We start from the raw sequence: 16,493 nt of genomic DNA on the forward strand, positions 1-16,493 counted from the left end.
GCTTGCAGATGGGGTCAGGCGGTGAGCTTTTCCACCGCAGCCACGAGCTGGCCGACGGTTTCGATCTCGGCCTGCATGTTCATGGTGATGATGATGTCGAACTCATCCTCGATCGCCGCGACGAAATCCATCACCGTCAGGCTGTCCCATTCGAGATCTGACGCAAAGGTGGTGCTTTCGGTCAGCGCGACACCCTTTTTGTTGAAGGGTTCGATCTGCGCAGCAATGCGGTCGTAGATGGCGGTGTCGGTCATGCGTCTCTTTCGTTCGTATCTGGGCTCCGCCATGCCGGGGGAATGCGGCAACATCGCGGCAGCTTGTTGCAGCCAGAAGGGCAGTGCGGTGTCGCTTGTCAAGCGCAGTGCTGCTGTGTCATCAATCTGTCATGAGAGAGGGTGTCACTGAAAACCGAGTCGAATCGCCGCGTAAGGCGATCCCCAGCCCTTGGCCGCAAACGCCGCACACCTTTTCGCCGCACGCCATCCACCTGATCCGCACCTCGGTGCAGACCAATCTCGCATTGAGCCAGATGGCCGATCAGAAGGCCAGCATCCTGATGGGCGCGACCTTCGTGGTGTTCACCATTTCGGTCGGGCAGGCGCGCACCGGCAACTTCACCTTGCCGCTGATTGTGCTGGCGATGTTCGCCTTCCTCTCGGCGATGTGTGCGGTGTTCGCCATCCTGCCGTCGGTGCGCGGGGCACCCAAACCAAGCGGGCAGGTACCCAGCGGATCGACCAACTTCATGTTCTTCGGCAATTTCTCGGCCATGGCAGAGGATGACTTTGCCGATCTGGTGATCGATCAGCTGCATGCTGACGAGACGATCTTCCGCACGATGCTGCGCGATGTCCATCAGAACGGCATGGTGCTGCAGCACAAGAAATACCGCTATCTGGGCCATGCGTACCGCATCTTCCTGATCGGACTGACGCTGACCTTCGCGCTGTTTCTTGTCGAGATGGCGCTGGGACGCTCGCTGCTTACGCTTTGAGCCAGCCCTGGGCGCGGTACCAGCGCGCCGTCTCCGCCAGCCCCTGACGCGTCGGAATTTCGGCCTGCCACAGCTGGGTGGAGGGTTGCTTGTGCGGATCGGCGGTCCAGTCGCTGTGGGCGATATAGCGGGCGCGATCGGGGGTCAGCTTGGCGGTCTTGCCGCGCAGCAGCCGGTCGCCCCTGGCGGCGAGATGCAGCGCGAACTTGGGCGTGCTGAACGAGCGCACCTTGCGGCCCACAGCGTCCCCCAGAGCATCGGCAAAGGCGGCATGACTCCATCCGCTCGCCATGCCATCATCAACCTCGTAGATCGCCTGCGGGTCGCCCGACCCTGCGGCCAGTCGCACCAGAAGCCTGGCCAGATCGGCGACATGCACGACCGACATCCGCCCACCTGGCGGCAGCATCACCACGCCGCGCGCAGCCATGCGGAACAGGTCGAGCATCTCGGTATCTCCAGGGCCATAGACCGCGGGGGGGCGCACCATCAGCCAGTCGAGCCCGGACGCAGTCACCCGCGTCTCGGCTTCGGCCTTGGACCAGCAGTAATTCGACAGCGCAGGCTCGCGCGCAGCGAGCGAAGAGACGTGCACAAAGCGCGCGACGCCCGCCGCTTTCGCCGCCGCCAGCATGTTTTCGGTGCCGGTGATGTTGCCCGCGACAAAGCCTGCGCGATCGGGCGCGTTGACCACGCCGGCGATGTGCAGCACGCAATCCGCGCCTTCGCACAGCCGCGTCAGGCCTGCGACATCGTCCAGCGTCCCTTCGATCCAGGTCACGCCTTCGCGCGCCGGCTGCGGCCTGCGGGTGAGCGCGCGGACCTGGTGGCCAAGCCCCAGCGCCACATCGATCGTCGCACCGCCGACAAAGCCGGTGCCGCCGGTCATCGCAATCACGCTCACAGCAGCACCATCTGGTCGCGGTGGACCAGCGCGCTGCGCGGGGCATGGCCCAGTATTTCGGCAATCGCATCGCTGCGCAGCCCGGTGATCCGCGCCGCATCGGTGGCGTCATATTCGCTGAGGCCCCGCGCGATCGTCTCGCCGTTGATCGTGGCGATCTCGACGACATCGCCGCGCGCAAAGCGGCCTTCAACAGCGGTGGCGCCTGCGGCCAGCAGGCTGGAGCCCTTGGCAAGTGCGGCGGCTGCGCCTGCGTCCACCACGATGCGCCCGCGCGCGGTCATGCGGCCTGCCAGCCACAATTTGCGGCCCTTGCCCAGCTTGCCCGCGGTAAACACGGTGCAGCGCCCGCCTTGCGCCAGCCGGTCGAGCGGGTGGTCGTGGGTGCCGTTGGCGATGGCGAGATGCGCGCCCGCGCTGGTCGCGATCCGCGCGGCCTCGAGCTTGGACAGCATGCCGCCCGACCCCATTCCCGAAGCCGAGCCGCCATCGGCCATCGCGCGGATGCGGGCATCGATCCGCGCCACGCTCTCGACCAGGCGGGCGTCGGGGTCGTTCTTCGGATTGGTGGTGTAGAGCCCGTCGACATCGGACAGCAGCACCACGCCGCCGGCGCCTGCGGCCTGCGCGATCCGCGCGGCCAGCCGGTCATTGTCGCCGAAGCGGATTTCCTCGGTCGCGACCGAATCATTCTCGTTGATCACCGGCACGACGCCAAGCGCGATCAGCCGGCGCAGCGTGGCCGAGGCATTGAGGAAGCGCCTGCGGTCTTCCAGATCGTCGAGCGTCACCAGCATCTGTGCTGCGGTGATCGTGTGCGCGCCGAGCAGTTCGGCCCAGCACTGGCTGAGTGCGATCTGGCCGGTGGCGGCCGCCGCCTGGGCGTCCTCGAGGCTGGCGCGGCCGCCCTTGGGCAGGCCCAGCCGCCGCGCGCCCAGCGCGATCGCACCGGAAGAGACGATCACAACCCGTTGGCCGTCTGCAATGCGTGCGGCGATATCCGCCACCAGCGAGGCCAGCCAGTCGCGCCGCACCGTGCCATCGGGCGCCACCAGCAGCGCCGAGCCGACCTTCACCACCAGCACCGGGCAGGCGGCGGGGGAGAGCGGAGCGGGGGGAGAGGGGGAGGCGGCGGCTGCGGTCATCGTTCTACTTCATACTTCTCCGTCATTCCCGGGAAAGCGGGAATCCCGCTTTCTCTTCCACGAACGGCTGAAGAGCGGGACCCCCGCCTTCGCGGGGGTGACAGGCGAGACAGGCGATGCGAATGGGTGCACTCAAACCGGCGACCATGTCCCCGGTTCGTTGTCCGCATTCGGATCGACGCCCTCCGGCTTTTCGGTCGCGGTATCGTGCGGCAGATATTCGAGCAGGGCGTCGAACAGGTCCGAAATCCCCGCACCGGTCGCGCCAGAGACGGGGAACACTCGGTCGGCTCCGGCAGCCATGAGTTCGGCGGAAAAGTGTTTCATCAGCTCGTCGTCGAGCAGGTCGCCCTTGTTGAGTGCGACCAGCTTGGGCTTCTCGTCGAGCCCGGCCCCATAGTTTTCCAGCTCGCCATCGACCACGCGCATCGCTTCGACCGGATCGTCGCCATGCGCGTCGATCAGATGGATCAGCACCCGGCAGCGCTCGATATGGCCCAGGAACCGGTCGCCGATGCCGGCGCCGTCGGCCGCGCCTTCGATCAGACCGGGAATGTCGGCCAGCACGAATTCGCGGTTGCGGTGCTGCACCACGCCCAATTGCGGGCGCAAGGTGGTGAACGGATAGTCGCCGACCTTCGCCTGGGTGTTGGTCACCTGGTTGATGAAGGTCGATTTACCAGCGTTGGGCAGGCCCACCAGCCCGGCATCGGCCATCAGCTTCAGCCGCAGCCAGACATACATTTCGCGGCCGGGATAGCCGGGGCCATGCTGGCGCGGGGTGCGGTTGGTGCTGCTGGAATAGCTGAGGTTGCCGCGACCGCCATCGCCGCCGCGCAAAAAGGTGATCCGCTGGCCGGCATGGGTGAAGTCGGCGAGCACCTCTTCCTTGTCCTCGCTGAGGATCTGCGTGCCCACCGGCACCTTGATCACCAGATCGTCGCCGCCCGCGCCGGTGCGGTTGCGGCCCATGCCGCCATTGCCGCGCTTGGCCTTGAAATGCTGGGTGTAGCGAAAGTCGATCAGCGTGTTGAGGCCGCTGATCGCTTCGAAGATGATATCGCCGCCCTTGCCGCCATTGCCGCCGTCAGGGCCGCCATATTCGACATATTTTTCGCGGCGGAAGGACACCGCGCCCTGTCCGCCCGTACCGGAGCGTATGAAAATCTTGGCTTGATCGAGAAAATGCATGGCCGCGCCCCTAACGGAAAGCGGCGGCAAACACCAGTGCCAGCGAGCGATGCGCCACATTGCCTGCGTCAGGGCGGTACAGCGCGGCGGCGCAAATTACGCGCGACCCCTTGCCTGCGCCCCGCGAAATACGATATTCCGGTGCATCTATGAACACTGCGAACCCAGCCTCCGCGCCGTCACGGCGTCTCCATGTCGCTGCGACAGGACGCGCGCTCGTGCCCGTCCATGCCGGGCCGGATCGCGAGGACGAGGGCCCGCCCGATATCGGGATCGCGGTCAAGACCCGCGCCAAGTCGAAAAAGCCCAGTCAATACAAGGTGCTGATGCTGAACGACGATTACACGCCGATGGAATTCGTCGTGCTGGTGCTCAAGCGCTTCTTCAGCATGAACATGGACGAGGCGACCCGTGTCATGCTCCATGTCCACCAGAAGGGCGTCGGCGTGTGCGGCATCTTCACCTACGAGGTTGCAGAGACCAAGGTGAACCAGGTCATGGACTTCGCCCGCGAGAACCAGCATCCGCTGCAGTGCACGCTCGAGAAGGTCTGACCCTTCGAGCGTCGCCGCCCTCTTGCACCCCCCTCTTGCAAGGCCTGCCGCAGGCGTTAAACAGCGGCGATGGACAAGATCATCATTCGCGGCGGCAAGTCGCTTTCCGGCCGTATTCCCATTTCCGGTGCCAAGAACAGCGCGCTGACGCTGCTGCCGTGTGCGCTGCTCACCGATGAGCCGCTGACGCTGCGCAACCTGCCGCGCCTGGCCGATGTCGACAGCTTCGGTCATCTGCTCAACCAGCTGGGCGTCTCGACGATGATCGAGGGCGCTCGGCCCGAGGATTTCGGACGGGTGATGACGCTGCGCGCGGGCCGCGTTACCGCGACCGTCGCGCCCTATGACATCGTGCGCAAAATGCGCGCCTCGATCCTGGTGCTGGGCCCGCTGCTGGCGCGCGCGGGCGAGGCGACGGTGTCGCTGCCCGGCGGCTGTGCGATCGGCAACCGCCCGATCGACCTGCACCTGAAGGCGCTCGAAGCGCTGGGTGCAGAGATCGAGATCACCGCAGGCTATGTCACCGCACGCGCGCCCAAGGGCGGTCTGCCCGGTGGTGACTTCGGCTTCCCCGTGGTGTCGGTCGGTGCGACCGAGAACGCGCTGATGGCCGCCGTGCTCGCCAAGGGCACCTCGACGCTGCGCAACGCGGCGCGCGAGCCCGAGATCGTCGATCTGTGCAACCTGCTGGTGGCGATGGGCGCGGTAATCGAGGGGATCGGCGGATCGACGTTGGTGATCAACGGCAAGGACCGCCTGCACGGCGCGACCTATCGCGTGATGGCCGACCGGATCGAGGCCGGCAGCTATGCCTGCGCCGCGGCGATCACCGGCAGCGCCCTGGACCTGATCGGTGCCAGGCTCGACGAGATGGAAGCGACCATCGCCGCGCTGCGCCAGGCGGGCGTGCATTGCGAGGAGATTGCCGATGGCATCGCGGTGCGCCCCAATGGCAAGCTGCAGGCGCTGACCCTGTCGACCGCGCCGTTCCCGGGCTTTGCCACCGACATGCAGGCGCAGTTCATGGCGATGCTGTGCATGGCGCAGGGCGCGAGCGTGCTGACCGAGACGATCTTCGAGAACCGCTACATGCACGTGCCCGAACTCAACCGCATGGGCGCGCATATCGAGGTCAAGGGCCGCACGGCGGTGGTCCATGGCGTCGATCGGATGGTCGGCGCGCCGGTGATGGCGACCGATCTGCGCGCATCAATGAGCCTGATCATCGCTGGCCTTGCCGCCGAAGGCGAGACCGAGGTCAACCGCGTCTATCATCTCGATCGCGGCTATGAGCGGCTCGAGGAAAAGCTGCAGGCGGTGGGCGCGGATATCGAGCGCGTCGGCGGCGATTGATAAGCTGAAATTTCTCCCCTCCCGCTTGCGGGAGGGGCAGGCCTGACATGCCAGGCCGGGGTGGGGCTGGAGCGCGACCCGAATTCGGGCTCACCACGGCTTCGGCTATGCCTCAGCCACCGCTCCCGCCAGCGGGGTGGGAGAGAGATTGCGCCATATCGCGCACCAGCCAAAGCCGGATCGCGCTCGCCAGATTGGGCGGGTCTTCCGCCTCGATCCGCTCGACATCGATCCGCGCGACCAGAGCGTTGAGCGGCAGCGCGCGCGCCTCGGCGGCGGACTTGAGCAGATCCCAGAACAAAGGTTCCAGGCTGATCGAGGTCAGATGCCCTGCAATCTGGATGCTGCGCTTGACCGGGCCGCGGTAGAGGTCATCGGTGGCAAGGGTCATACAGGCGGATAAATCCGGTTCATTTCGGCCAGATCGTGAGCGATCAACTCTTCCAGCACGTTGATGTCGATCTGGGCCAGTTTCGCGACATACAGGCAGGTCTTTTCCATCTTGTGCTTGCCCAACCTGGCCAGCAGCGCATCGCGCCGCGCGGCGACCGCCTCGTCGTCATAGCCCGCCATCAGATAGATGCTGTGCTTGCCCTTGCGCGGCGAAAAGCTGGACCGCGCCCAGGTGCCGGTGCGCCCGCTGGGATAGGCATAGGTATATTCGCCAAAGCCGATCATGCTGGGGCCCCACATCTTCGCCGGCATCCCGGTGATACGCTGGTACAGCGCCAGCAGCGTCCGTGCATCATCCTGGCGCTGGTCAGGCTCAAGGCCTGCGATGAACCCGTCGACGCTGGCATCGGTAGCCGTTGTCTTGTTGCCAGCATCCGCCATCTTGCATCCCCCGTGATCGAGGCCTAAAGGCTAGCACGTCTGATGGGGAGTAGCCAACCGGTGCGGTGCACCGGGCCGCGCGTCAACACACTTGGCCGAGAGGCCATGGTGCGCGGGTTTCCGGATCTTGGGATCCGGCTTCCGGCAAGACCGACGACACCATAACCCTTTTGCCTGGCCGGGCGGGGGTGATGCGTGTTGTTGCGTTTTGCTGAACCTGCTGCCCGGCCCCGGAAGTGACCTTTCATGGAAGCCTTTCTCGCCTCACTGTCGCTCGTCGCGCTCGCCGAAATGGGCGACAAGACCCAGCTGCTCGCGATCCTGCTCGCCGCACGGCTGCGCAAGCCCGTCCCCATTATTGCAGGCATTCTGGTGGCGACGCTCGCCAACCATTTCCTCGCCGCGCTGCTGGGCCAGCAGGTCGCCGGGCTGATCGACAGCGCAGCCTTCCGCTATGCCATCGCTGCCGGGTTCATCGGCATGGGCCTTTGGGCGTTGATCCCCGACACGTTCGATGAAGACGACGCCCCCAAGGAGCGCAGCGCCGGGGTGTTCATCACCACCCTGGTCGCCTTCTTTCTCGTCGAAATGGGCGACAAGACCCAGATCGCCACGATGGCGATGGGCGCGCACTATCAGAACGTGATCGCGGTCACCGCAGGCACGACGCTGGGCATGATGGTCGCCAACGTGCCTGCGGTGCTGCTGGGGCACAGGATCGAGCGCATCCTGCCGATCCGCGCATTGCAGATCGGCGCGGCCGCGCTGTTTGCCGGACTGGGCCTGTGGGTCGCGGCGCAGACCGCGGGCTGGGTGTGATCGCGGCGGCGGGTCATCCGTCGCAGTCGTTCCAGTAATCCTTGTTGGTGGTGCAGCTTTTCAGCCCGCTGTAATGATTGACGACGCAGGTGGTCTTCATCGGGCATGCCTTGAACGGACGCGGGCGGAAGTCGCGCGGAGCGGAGACGGGAGCAGGCCGATTGTAGATAGCCGCCACCTGCGGGCGCAGCGGCGTCATGATCGATCGGATCTTCTCGTCGCCGTTGGCGATGGCATAATCCATCCAGTACAGCACTTCGGTCTCGTGTTTCGGTGCGTCCCGGGACTGCAACAGCGCGGATGAGGCGATGACCGCGCCATAGACTTCACCCTGTTCGGCGAGATTGCGGCCCAGCCGATAGGCCAGGTCAAAGTCCTTCTTGGTGCCACGCCCGGCCTCGATCATCGTGAACGCCATGACGGTTGCATAGATGTGCCCGCTTTCGGCCGCCTGACGGAACAGCGTGAAAGCCTTTTTGTCGCTCTGCTGCACGCCAAGGCCCTGGTAGTAATAGATGGCTGCGCGGTGCATCGCGTCGACATGCCCGGCGGCTGCGGCCCTTTCCATCCACGCCACGCCGCCCTTGACATCCGGCGCGCCATAGGACCCACCCGCCAGTTCGGCTCCATAGAAATACATGCCCATCGGGTCGCCTCCATCTGCCGAACTTTTGATCATATCCAGCCCCTGCTGCTTGGTCAGATCGCTGAACTGGCCCGAATACATCGAGAGGCCGACTTCCATCATCGCTCCGGCATCTTTCTGGTGCTCGATATACGAACGCGCCACGGCCAGTCCGTCCGGCGTTGCGATGACGCGGTTGGTGGCGCGCAGTGCAAGGTCTGCATGCATGGGCGGGCAGGGGCTGTAGGCCAGAGCGGCAAGCTCGTGCGCCTTGGCCCAGGCAATGTCGGTATCGGACAGCGGCTGGTTCTTTTCCAGCGCCTCGCTCAGCAGATCATAGGCGATGTGACAGTTCGAGCGTGCCTGATGCAGCCGCTGCGGATCGGGCGCGGACCCGGCATGGAGCGATGCCGGCAGCATGGCCAGTATCGCGGACAGGCCGAAAACGGCAAAAAGGCGGTGGATTCGGGAAGGCATGATCGCGGTATCCTGCACGCCAGCACTGGGGCTGGGAGTGGTCCGCGACTTGGGATCGAACGCTATAATCGCCGTGTCGGCAAGTCAACATCGCCCCCGCTGCGCACAGCCCTCTTGCCCCTGCTGGGCCGCGCTGATAGGCGGCGCGCGAACACTCTTTCCTGCAGAAAGTCCGCGTCCATGACTCAATCCGTAAACCGTGTCGTTCTGGCCTTTTCGGGCGGGCTGGATACCAGCGTCATCCTCAAGTGGCTGCAGCAGACCTATAACTGCGAGGTGGTTACCTTCACCGCCGACCTCGGCCAGGGTGAAGAGCTGGAGCCCGCGCGCGCCAAGGCGCAGATGATGGGCGTGAAGCCCGAACATATCTTCATCGACGATCTGCGCGAAGAGTTCGTGCGCGACTACGTGTTCCCGATGATGCGCGCCAATGCGGTGTATGAAGGCACCTATCTGCTGGGTACCTCGATCGCGCGGCCGCTGATCGCCAAGCGCCAGATCGAGATCGCGAAGATGGTAGGGGCCGACGCGGTCAGCCACGGCGCGACCGGCAAGGGCAACGATCAGGTGCGCTTCGAGCTCGGCTATTATGCGCTCGACCCCGACGTGAAGGTGATCGCACCCTGGCGCGAATGGGATCTGACCAGCCGCACCCGGCTGATCGAATTTGCCGAGGCGCACCAGATTCCGGTGAGCAAGGACAAGCGCGGCGAAGCGCCGTTCTCGACCGATGCCAACATGCTGCACACCTCGTCCGAGGGCAAGGTGCTCGAAGATCCGTGGGATGAAGTCCCCGACTATGTCTATTCGCGCACCAACCATCCCGAGGACGCGCCCGATACCCCCGAATACATCACCATCGATTTCGAGCGCGGTGACGGCGTGGCGTTGAACGGCGAGGGCATGAGCCCGGCGACGCTGCTCGAAAAGCTCAACGAGCTGGGCAAGACCCACGGCATCGGCCGTCTCGATCTGGTCGAGAACCGTTTCGTCGGCATGAAGTCGCGCGGCATGTACGAAACGCCGGGTGGCACGATCTATCACATCGCGCATCGCGGCATCGAGCAGCTGACGCTCGATCGCGGCGCTGCGCACCTCAAGGACGAGCTCGCCCCGCGCTATGCCGAGCTGATCTACAACGGCCTGTGGTTCAGCCCCGAGCGCGAGATGCTGCAGGCTGCGATCGATCACAGCCAGAGCCATGTCACCGGGACCGTGCGGCTGAAACTGTACAAGGGCAATGCCTGGGTCGTCGGCCGCAAGTCGCCGTTCTCGCTCTACAGCGAGAAGGTGGTGACGTTCGAGGACGATGCCGGCGCCTATGACCAGAAGGACGCCGAGGGCTTCATCAAGCTCAACGCGCTGCGTCTCCGCCTGCTGGGTCGCCGCGGGGCCTGACGCGCGTCATGGAGCGGGCAGCGGGTCACAATCGCACGCTGATGCAGGGCCTGACCTATGCAGGCGCGCTGCCGTTCCTTGCAGGCGCCTCGTGCCACATCACCGGCTATGGCGATGTCAACGCCGCCAACCTGACCTGCTACTGGGCGTTCACCATCCTGATGTTCATGGCGGGAACGCTGTGGGGTATTCAGGTCGTCGCCCCGCAGAAAGTGAGCCCCAATCTGCTCATCGCCAGCAATGTCGTGGTGCTGGCGACCTGCGCCGCGCTCTGGTTCGTGCCGTTCAACGAGGCGGCCCTGCTGTTCGCGATCGGCTTCGGCGTGCTGTACTGGCTGGATCGCCGGGCGGTCGAGGCGGGCGCGACCGACGCCGCCTACGGCACGATGCGGGCACGAGTCACGGCGTTCGTGATGGCGTGCCTGGTCCTGATCGCGGTCGTGCCCATGGGGGCCATCGGCTGACTGGCGTTGCGCGCGAATCGACTGTGCTGGCGGGCCGCCCGAAACGCGATTGTTACACCGCGATGAAACAATCCATCCGGGACGGCTTAATCCATTGCTATCCACCATTTTATCCACAGCGAACCTGCGCGGTCTGTGGATAACTCATGCATTTTCGCTGGCTGCGACTCGGGTGTCGTGAGACCTTGAACAGGTCGGAAGGACAGACGGAAAGCGGGCTGAAGGGCGGAAAAACCGAGTTTTTACAGCGATGTAAGACAAAGTTGGAACGGCCGGAGAGACCGCCCGGAGCGGAGATTGGCAACAATTTCGGCGAAGGATGAAAGCCGGTGTTATGCACAGGCTGGAAAGGATGGCCCGGCTGCGCGGAAGCAGCGATGCGGAAGTGCGGATCAGGTGGTCTGAAAGGTTCGGATGGACGGATGATGATCGGCAGGCAGGCAAGATGCGGGGCGCACGTCCCGGATGGAGCGGCCAGCCGGTGCGATGCCCTCGCCTCCGTGCGATGCGGGTTAGGACAGGCGGTTAACGCGCACGATCTTTCGGGATGGTGCTGCCGGGCCGGATGATCTGAACCGGGTTCATGAAGAGGGGGTGTCAGGCAGAGCGCGGACCCGGGTCCACCGGTCTTCGGACCAAAGGGAACCGGGCCTCGCGCGAAGCCGGACGCCTGGGAAGGTTTGTCGATGGCCGAAGCGACAGGCGCAGAAATGCAAATGCCGCACCGAAAGCCCGATCCGGACACGTCCGCTCCACCGCTTGCGGCGCAGCAGACGGACCACACAGAGGCGGGACACCGCCTTCAGGGCTACGGACAAAGCCTCGAATATCCCAACAGGCGCAGTGGGGGCCGACAGCAATGTCGGCCCCCGTTTTGCGTTTCATGCTCTGGCCATCCAGTCATGGCCTATGCAGCGCTCCGGCGCTGGGCTATTCGACATCGCCGCCCGGCCATGCACAACAGCGGGGAATAGCATGAAGCACCTGATCGCCCGGACAAGCGTCGTTGTCCTCGTTGCCGCGATGTCGGCCGCTGTCCCTGCAATGGCGGCTAAGCCTGCTCCTTCCAGCGATCTGTCTGCGGCCAAGGCCTATGTCGAAAGCATCTACGCCAAGCTTCCGGGTGACTTCGACTACCGCACCGTCCGCTATGCCCCTGCGCTGAAAGCCCTGATTGCCAAGGACGACGCCTGCGCCGAAGCAGGCGGCGGAATCTGCGTGATCGACGCCGTTCCCTTTTGCGACTGTCAGGACACCGGCACCGACTACAAGCTCGTCAGCGCCAATGTTGTCGCCACCGGCAAGTCCGGCGCGCGCGTCACCGTGCAGATGCGCAACTTCGGCCCGGTCCGCTATTCGGTTGACCTGATACAGGCCAAGGGCACCTGGTATGTCGCGGATATCACGACACCGTCGACTAAGAGCTTTGTGGCGAAGCTGCGGGCGGGGCTGCGATAGTTCTTGCCATCGCCGAGGGCCACGTGCGCATGGTTTAGTTGCCTGCTGCCGGTGCCCATGTGCCGAATGGTCCATCGGTCTGCTGTTCCGCGATTTTCAATCGCACCCCGACCATTTTCCAAATTGCCGTGGTGGCGATGATCGAAAAATAGCCGTCCACCGCGTAATGCCAGCCCAGATGGATGGACCCCAGCATGGTCATGACCAGATAGCCCAGCATCACCCAGCCGAGCACGCGGTTGAACCGATGGGCGGCGAGGAAGAACAGCGTCGACATCGCCAGGTGCAGGCTGGGAAAAGCCGAGATGCCGGTGCCAAGGCCCGCAGTCTTGGTCGCATAGGCTGTCCACAGCAATTCGGGATAGTTCAAGGAAACGCCCTTTTCCGCCATCGTAGATGTCAGATGCGCGGTCAGTCCCACGAACCGGTCTTCGTCCAGCAATCGGTCGTAGAACACAGGGCCAGCGGACATGAAGCACCCGGCAATGACGATCCCCAGCACGGTCCAGCATAACAGGAACGTCCAGATATACTGGCTGCGTAGCCGGCTGGGATTGGCAACGCACATGGCAAAGGTGAAGCCGGTCACCAGCATGAACCAGGTTGTGCCATAGAGGAACTGGATCACCCCGGTGAGGCTGTCCAGAAACCGCACCTGCATCCAGGCCGGTCCGGCGTGCAACAGTTCATCCAGATCGGCAATCGCCGGGTCGAATGCAAAGGGATGGAGTTCTGGCAGCATCGATTTCAGCGACGTGAACGTCCCATGGAAAATTGCGATGCACGAAAACAGCACCAGCCCCGCTGCACGGTCGCGAAAGAACGCCTTCAACTTACCGAGCAAGTGCTCGATCGGTGTTGGCGATGCGAGGGACCGGATCGCAAAATAGACCACGATCACCGATAGCACCACGGGAACGACCCGCGTCCATCGGAAGAAATACACGCCGGGGATGAACCATTTGAGGTCGCCCAACGCCAACGCCGCCAGGAATGCTACCAGCATGAAGCCGCTGATCAGAAAGTAGAATGACCGATCTTTCGACACATTCTTCAATAAATCGTCCATGCGTGCTCCGAGATGAATAACTTGCTTCAGTCTCCCGACAAAGAAACAAGAATGGGGGTAAATTCGTACATATTTGTTGGCGGCTTGATTGATGTAAAATATTCAATGAAACACTAATGGCCCAAGACTTCTGCGGCAAAATGAGTTCATATTGAAGGGTTTGTTGCAAATAAAAAGGGCCAGCCGCTCGACGCGGCCAGCCCTTCTTGAAACTCAGCCCTTTCGGGAAAAAATCAGTCGATCGTTACCGTCACTGCGCGGCGGTTCTGGGCCCAGGAGCTTTCGTCCGATCCCATCGCGGCGGGGCGTTCCTTGCCGTAGCTGACGACGCGCAGACGCGATTCGCTGACGCCCAGCGACACCAGATAGTTCTTCGCGGCATTGGCGCGGCGTTCGCCCAGCGCAAGGTTGTAGTCGCGGGTGCCGCGTTCGTCGGCATGGCCTTCGATGATCGCCTGCTTGTTGGGATACTGGCTCAGCCACTGCGCCTGGCTCTGCAGGGTGATCTGGTCATCGCTGTCGACATTGTAGCGGTCGAGGTCGAACAGGATGCGGTCGGAGCGGACCTTGGCAAGGAAATCGGCCTGGCTGCCCGGAACGGCGACATTGCCGACGTTCGAATTGTCCTGCCCCATCGAATTGTCGACCGCCGGGCCGGGCGCGGGGGGCAGCTCGGGCGGGGCCTTCTTGGCGCATGCGCCCAGCGCAATGACGGCCGTGGCGAGGATCAGCGTGTTGCGGACAGTTCTCATCGAGCAGCTCCTTCTTTCAAGGGGAGGACCAACGCTGCCGGGGTCTGCCGGTTACAGCGCGGATTCCATGGGGGAATGGCTAGGCTGGATCGGCGCGAACCGGCCCGTGATGACAGTACAACCCGTAACTGCGACGAACCGTGACTCGCTTTGCCGCCGAGGTAAACCCCCTTGCCGCAAAATCTGTCGTGCAGCGCAGGATTTGCACGGATCATGGCAGGATCGGGCCCCAAGACGGGTCGGACCCATCGACCGGCGTCGGCAGGCGCCGCTCGTTGGAGCCGGTCAGATCGACTTGCCACACGGTCGAGCTCACCGCGCCGCGGCCGGTGCGGAAGAACTGGATGACGCGGCCGTTGGGCGCCCAGGTCGGCGCCTCATCCTGCCAGCTGTTGGTCAGCAACCGCTCGCCGCCACCCGAGGGGCTCATCACCCCGATGCGGAAATTGCCCTGCATCTTGGTGAAGGCAATCAGGTCGCCGCGCGGGCTCCACTCGGGGGTGGCATAGCGTCCGCCGCCAAAGCTGATCCTGCGCTGGTTTGAGCCGTCTGCGTTCATCACATAAAGCTGCTGGCCGCCGCTGCGATCGCTCTCGAACACGATCTGGTTGCCATCGGGCGAGAAGCTGCCGCCGACATCGATGCCGGGGCCGTCCGTCAGCCGGATCGGCGTGCCGCCCTCGACCGGGATCTTGTAGATGTCGGTATTGCCGCCGATCGCCATCGAATAGAGCAGATAGCGGCCATCGGGCGACCAGCGCGGCGCGAAGGTGGGGTTGCGGCTCTGCGTGACCAGCCGCTGGCGGCCGGTGCCCACATCATAGACATAGATGCGCGGGTTGCCGTCGAGATAGCTCAGATACGCGATCTGCTTGTAGTCGGGGGAAAAGCGCGGCGTCAGCGCGGTCGACTGGCCGTTGGTGATGAAGCGGTGGTTGGCACCGTCCGAATCCATGATGGCGAGGCGCTTGGTGCGGTTCCCCTTGGGGCCGGTTTCGGCGATATAGGCAATCCGGCTGTCGAAGAACGGGCTTTCGCCCGACAGCCGTGAGTAGATGGAGTCGGCGCATTTGTGCGCCGCGCGGCGCCAGTCCGCAGGCTCCACGACAAAGCCCTGACGGGTCAGCTCGCTGCCCAGCGCCACATCATAGAGATAGCAGCCGACGGTGATCTTGCCGTCACCGTTCGATCGGACAAAGCCCTGGATCAGCGCGGCGGCGCTGCGGCCCTGCCAATAGGGAAAGGTCGGCGCGGTGACCTCGTCCACGGTAATGCGCTTGACCGCATTGCGGCCGATCGGCTTGAACAGACCCGATCGGTCGAGGTCCGAGGCGATGACGTCGCTGATCCGGTTGCCCAGGTCCTCGGTGGTGCCCGCCAGCGTGCTCTCGCTCTGCGGGGTGGGCAGGGCAGGCACCGCGATCACCAGATCGGCATTGCCGGCATTGTCGACATCCACTGCCAGCTGGGCATAGGCGGGGCTGGTCAACGCCCACCCAGCTGCGGCGATCAGAGCGATTTTGGAGAGCGTTGTCTTCCGCATGTTTTACAATCCCAGATAGAAAGTTGGTTCGATGGTCTGCCATTCCGAATAATATTGCGCGGGGAACTTGAACGGCGCGGCGCGGCGGACGGCGGCGATGGCGCGTTCCTTGTGCAGCGCCTCCTGCGCGCGGTTGCTGGCGTTGACCCCGGTGGTGGACGCGCTGGGCGTGCCGACGATATTGCCCTGCTCATCCAGACGGACGACGACCCTGGTACGCAAAAGTTCCGCATCCGCGCCGGTGGGCGGCACCCAGTGCGGCTTGACCTGGCGCAGCAGCTCGCGCTGCAGCGAGGCAACGACGGCGGGGCCGGCCGCCGCTGCGGGCGGGGTCTGCGAGCGGCTGGTCGAGGCCTTGTCGGTCACGCCTTCCAGAAAATCCTTGCCGATGCGCGGCGCGCGCGGCGCCTGGGCGGCCGGCTTGGCGGCGGGCCGGTCAGGACGGCGGCGTTCCGAGGTGTCCCTGGGCGGCGCGGGCTTGGGCTTTTCTGCCGCCTTGGGCTGTGGCTTGGCAGGCGGCGGCGGCGTGCTGCGCGCGGGCTTGGGCACCGGTGCGGGGCGGGGCTTTTCCGCGGCCTTGGGCTTGGGCGGGGACGGGCGCTCGATCGCCTTGGGCGCGGGCGGTTCGGGCCGCTTGACCGGTGGCGTGGGGGCAGGCTCGGGCTCCTGCACGGGCGCAGCCTTCTCGATCTCGGGCGCGATTTCCGGCGCGGTGGCGGTCGCCGCCTCGGTGTTGGGCGAGGGCGATTGCGACACCAGCCCGACCTCGTCGGTCAGCGTCACCGTCAGCGGCTCGGTCGGCATCTTCAGCTCGCTGCGGCTGGCGATGCCCAGCGACAGCGCGGCAAACAGCGCGACATGGCCGACAACCGCCACCGACAGCCCAAGACGCTCGCTTCTTTCCATCCCGTAT

Annotated in this window: 18 protein-coding genes and 1 riboswitch; of the genes, 7 read left to right on the top strand and 11 right to left on the bottom strand. The window is 64.5% G+C overall.

Going from position 1 to position 16,493, the window contains the following annotated elements:
• Window positions 1-14: 14 nt before the first annotated feature.
• Entirely contained in the window at window positions 15-254 is a 240-nt protein-coding gene (locus LI72_RS12230) for an acyl carrier protein (RefSeq protein WP_023836291.1), read from the bottom strand.
• Window positions 255-385: 131 nt separating this feature from the next.
• Here LI72_RS12230 and LI72_RS12235 point away from each other — a divergent pair, with 131 nt between their 5' ends.
• A complete protein-coding gene (locus LI72_RS12235; protein ID WP_052129773.1) occupies window positions 386-994 on the top strand; it encodes a Pycsar system effector family protein in 609 nt (202 codons plus the stop codon).
• On the opposite strand, the gene LI72_RS12240 is transcribed toward LI72_RS12235, so the two are convergent.
• The 3 genes from LI72_RS12240 to obgE all read right to left on the bottom strand — a co-directional run bounded on the left by LI72_RS12240 (window position 984) and on the right by obgE (window position 4,234).
• Window positions 984-1,898, bottom strand: coding sequence for an NAD-dependent epimerase/dehydratase family protein (locus LI72_RS12240; RefSeq protein ID WP_081984871.1), 915 nt, complete (start codon window positions 1,896-1,898; stop codon window positions 984-986). The genes LI72_RS12235 and LI72_RS12240 overlap by 11 nt on opposite strands.
• Window positions 1,895-3,043, bottom strand: coding sequence for a glutamate 5-kinase (gene proB / locus LI72_RS12245; protein WP_033926059.1), 1,149 nt, complete (start codon window positions 3,041-3,043; stop codon window positions 1,895-1,897). The genes LI72_RS12240 and proB overlap by 4 nt, the downstream gene beginning before the upstream one ends.
• A gap of 132 nt (window positions 3,044-3,175) precedes the next feature.
• Window positions 3,176-4,234: a GTPase ObgE gene (obgE, locus tag LI72_RS12250; RefSeq protein ID WP_033926060.1), complete on the bottom strand. Its 1,059-nt coding sequence runs from the start codon at window positions 4,232-4,234 to the stop codon at window positions 3,176-3,178.
• Between the two features lie 149 nt (window positions 4,235-4,383).
• Here obgE and clpS point away from each other — a divergent pair, with 149 nt between their 5' ends.
• Both clpS and murA read left to right on the top strand, forming a co-directional pair.
• A complete protein-coding gene (clpS, locus tag LI72_RS12255) occupies window positions 4,384-4,788 on the top strand; it encodes an ATP-dependent Clp protease adapter ClpS (protein WP_231562458.1) in 405 nt (134 codons plus the stop codon).
• Between the two features lie 69 nt (window positions 4,789-4,857).
• Window positions 4,858-6,141, top strand: a complete 1,284-nt coding sequence (gene murA / locus LI72_RS12260; RefSeq protein WP_033926062.1) for a UDP-N-acetylglucosamine 1-carboxyvinyltransferase — start codon at window positions 4,858-4,860, stop codon at window positions 6,139-6,141.
• 112 nt (window positions 6,142-6,253) lie between these two features.
• Here the strand turns inward: murA and LI72_RS12265 are convergent, their stop codons facing one another.
• Both LI72_RS12265 and LI72_RS12270 read right to left on the bottom strand, forming a co-directional pair.
• Complete coding sequence (locus tag LI72_RS12265) at window positions 6,254-6,532, bottom strand: ribbon-helix-helix domain-containing protein (RefSeq protein WP_033926063.1); 279 nt, start codon at window positions 6,530-6,532, stop codon at window positions 6,254-6,256.
• Entirely contained in the window at window positions 6,529-6,975 is a 447-nt protein-coding gene (locus LI72_RS12270; RefSeq protein ID WP_033926064.1) for a DUF1801 domain-containing protein, read from the bottom strand. Before LI72_RS12270 ends, LI72_RS12265 begins: the two co-directional genes overlap by 4 nt.
• A 38-nt stretch (window positions 6,976-7,013) precedes the next feature.
• A riboswitch (yybP-ykoY riboswitch) is annotated at window positions 7,014-7,193 on the top strand.
• 28 nt (window positions 7,194-7,221) lie between these two features.
• Here LI72_RS12270 and LI72_RS12275 point away from each other — a divergent pair.
• A complete protein-coding gene (locus LI72_RS12275) occupies window positions 7,222-7,794 on the top strand; it encodes a TMEM165/GDT1 family protein (RefSeq protein WP_033926065.1) in 573 nt (190 codons plus the stop codon).
• A 13-nt stretch (window positions 7,795-7,807) separates the two neighbouring features.
• Here the strand turns inward: LI72_RS12275 and LI72_RS12280 are convergent, their stop codons facing one another.
• Window positions 7,808-8,896: a tetratricopeptide repeat protein gene (locus LI72_RS12280; protein ID WP_156139584.1), complete on the bottom strand. Its 1,089-nt coding sequence runs from the start codon at window positions 8,894-8,896 to the stop codon at window positions 7,808-7,810.
• A gap of 180 nt (window positions 8,897-9,076) precedes the next feature.
• Here LI72_RS12280 and LI72_RS12285 point away from each other — a divergent pair, with 180 nt between their 5' ends.
• The 3 genes from LI72_RS12285 to LI72_RS12295 all read left to right on the top strand — a co-directional run bounded on the left by LI72_RS12285 (window position 9,077) and on the right by LI72_RS12295 (window position 12,216).
• Window positions 9,077-10,294 carry an argininosuccinate synthase gene (locus LI72_RS12285; protein ID WP_033926067.1) on the top strand — a complete coding sequence of 406 codons (1,218 nt, stop codon included), beginning with the start codon at window positions 9,077-9,079 and terminating at the stop codon, window positions 10,292-10,294.
• Between the two features lie 8 nt (window positions 10,295-10,302).
• Window positions 10,303-10,758 carry a DUF3429 domain-containing protein gene (locus tag LI72_RS12290; protein ID WP_033926068.1) on the top strand — a complete coding sequence of 152 codons (456 nt, stop codon included), beginning with the start codon at window positions 10,303-10,305 and terminating at the stop codon, window positions 10,756-10,758.
• Window positions 10,759-11,733: 975 nt separating this feature from the next.
• Window positions 11,734-12,216, top strand: coding sequence for a DUF3828 domain-containing protein (locus tag LI72_RS12295; RefSeq protein ID WP_033926069.1), 483 nt, complete (start codon window positions 11,734-11,736; stop codon window positions 12,214-12,216).
• 34 nt (window positions 12,217-12,250) lie between these two features.
• Here the strand turns inward: LI72_RS12295 and LI72_RS12300 are convergent, their stop codons facing one another.
• The 4 genes from LI72_RS12300 to LI72_RS12315 all read right to left on the bottom strand — a co-directional run bounded on the left by LI72_RS12300 (window position 12,251) and on the right by LI72_RS12315 (window position 16,486).
• Window positions 12,251-13,285, bottom strand: coding sequence for a phosphatase PAP2 family protein (locus LI72_RS12300; RefSeq protein ID WP_081984875.1), 1,035 nt, complete (start codon window positions 13,283-13,285; stop codon window positions 12,251-12,253).
• 233 nt (window positions 13,286-13,518) lie between these two features.
• Window positions 13,519-14,037 carry a peptidoglycan-associated lipoprotein Pal gene (gene pal / locus LI72_RS12305; RefSeq protein WP_033926071.1) on the bottom strand — a complete coding sequence of 173 codons (519 nt, stop codon included), beginning with the start codon at window positions 14,035-14,037 and terminating at the stop codon, window positions 13,519-13,521.
• 211 nt (window positions 14,038-14,248) lie between these two features.
• The gene (tolB, locus tag LI72_RS12310) at window positions 14,249-15,580 is read right to left on the bottom strand and encodes a Tol-Pal system beta propeller repeat protein TolB (protein ID WP_033926072.1); all 1,332 of its coding nucleotides are present in this window, start codon (window positions 15,578-15,580) and stop codon (window positions 14,249-14,251) included.
• A gap of 3 nt (window positions 15,581-15,583) precedes the next feature.
• Window positions 15,584-16,486 (bottom strand): hypothetical protein, encoded by a 903-nt coding sequence (locus LI72_RS12315; RefSeq protein ID WP_033926073.1) that lies wholly within the window; start codon window positions 16,484-16,486, stop codon window positions 15,584-15,586.
• Between the last annotated feature and the right edge of the window lie 7 nt (window positions 16,487-16,493).

The sequence above is a fragment of the Sphingomonas sp. 35-24ZXX genome, assembly GCF_000786215.1.
Lineage (GTDB): Bacteria > Pseudomonadota > Alphaproteobacteria > Sphingomonadales > Sphingomonadaceae > Blastomonas.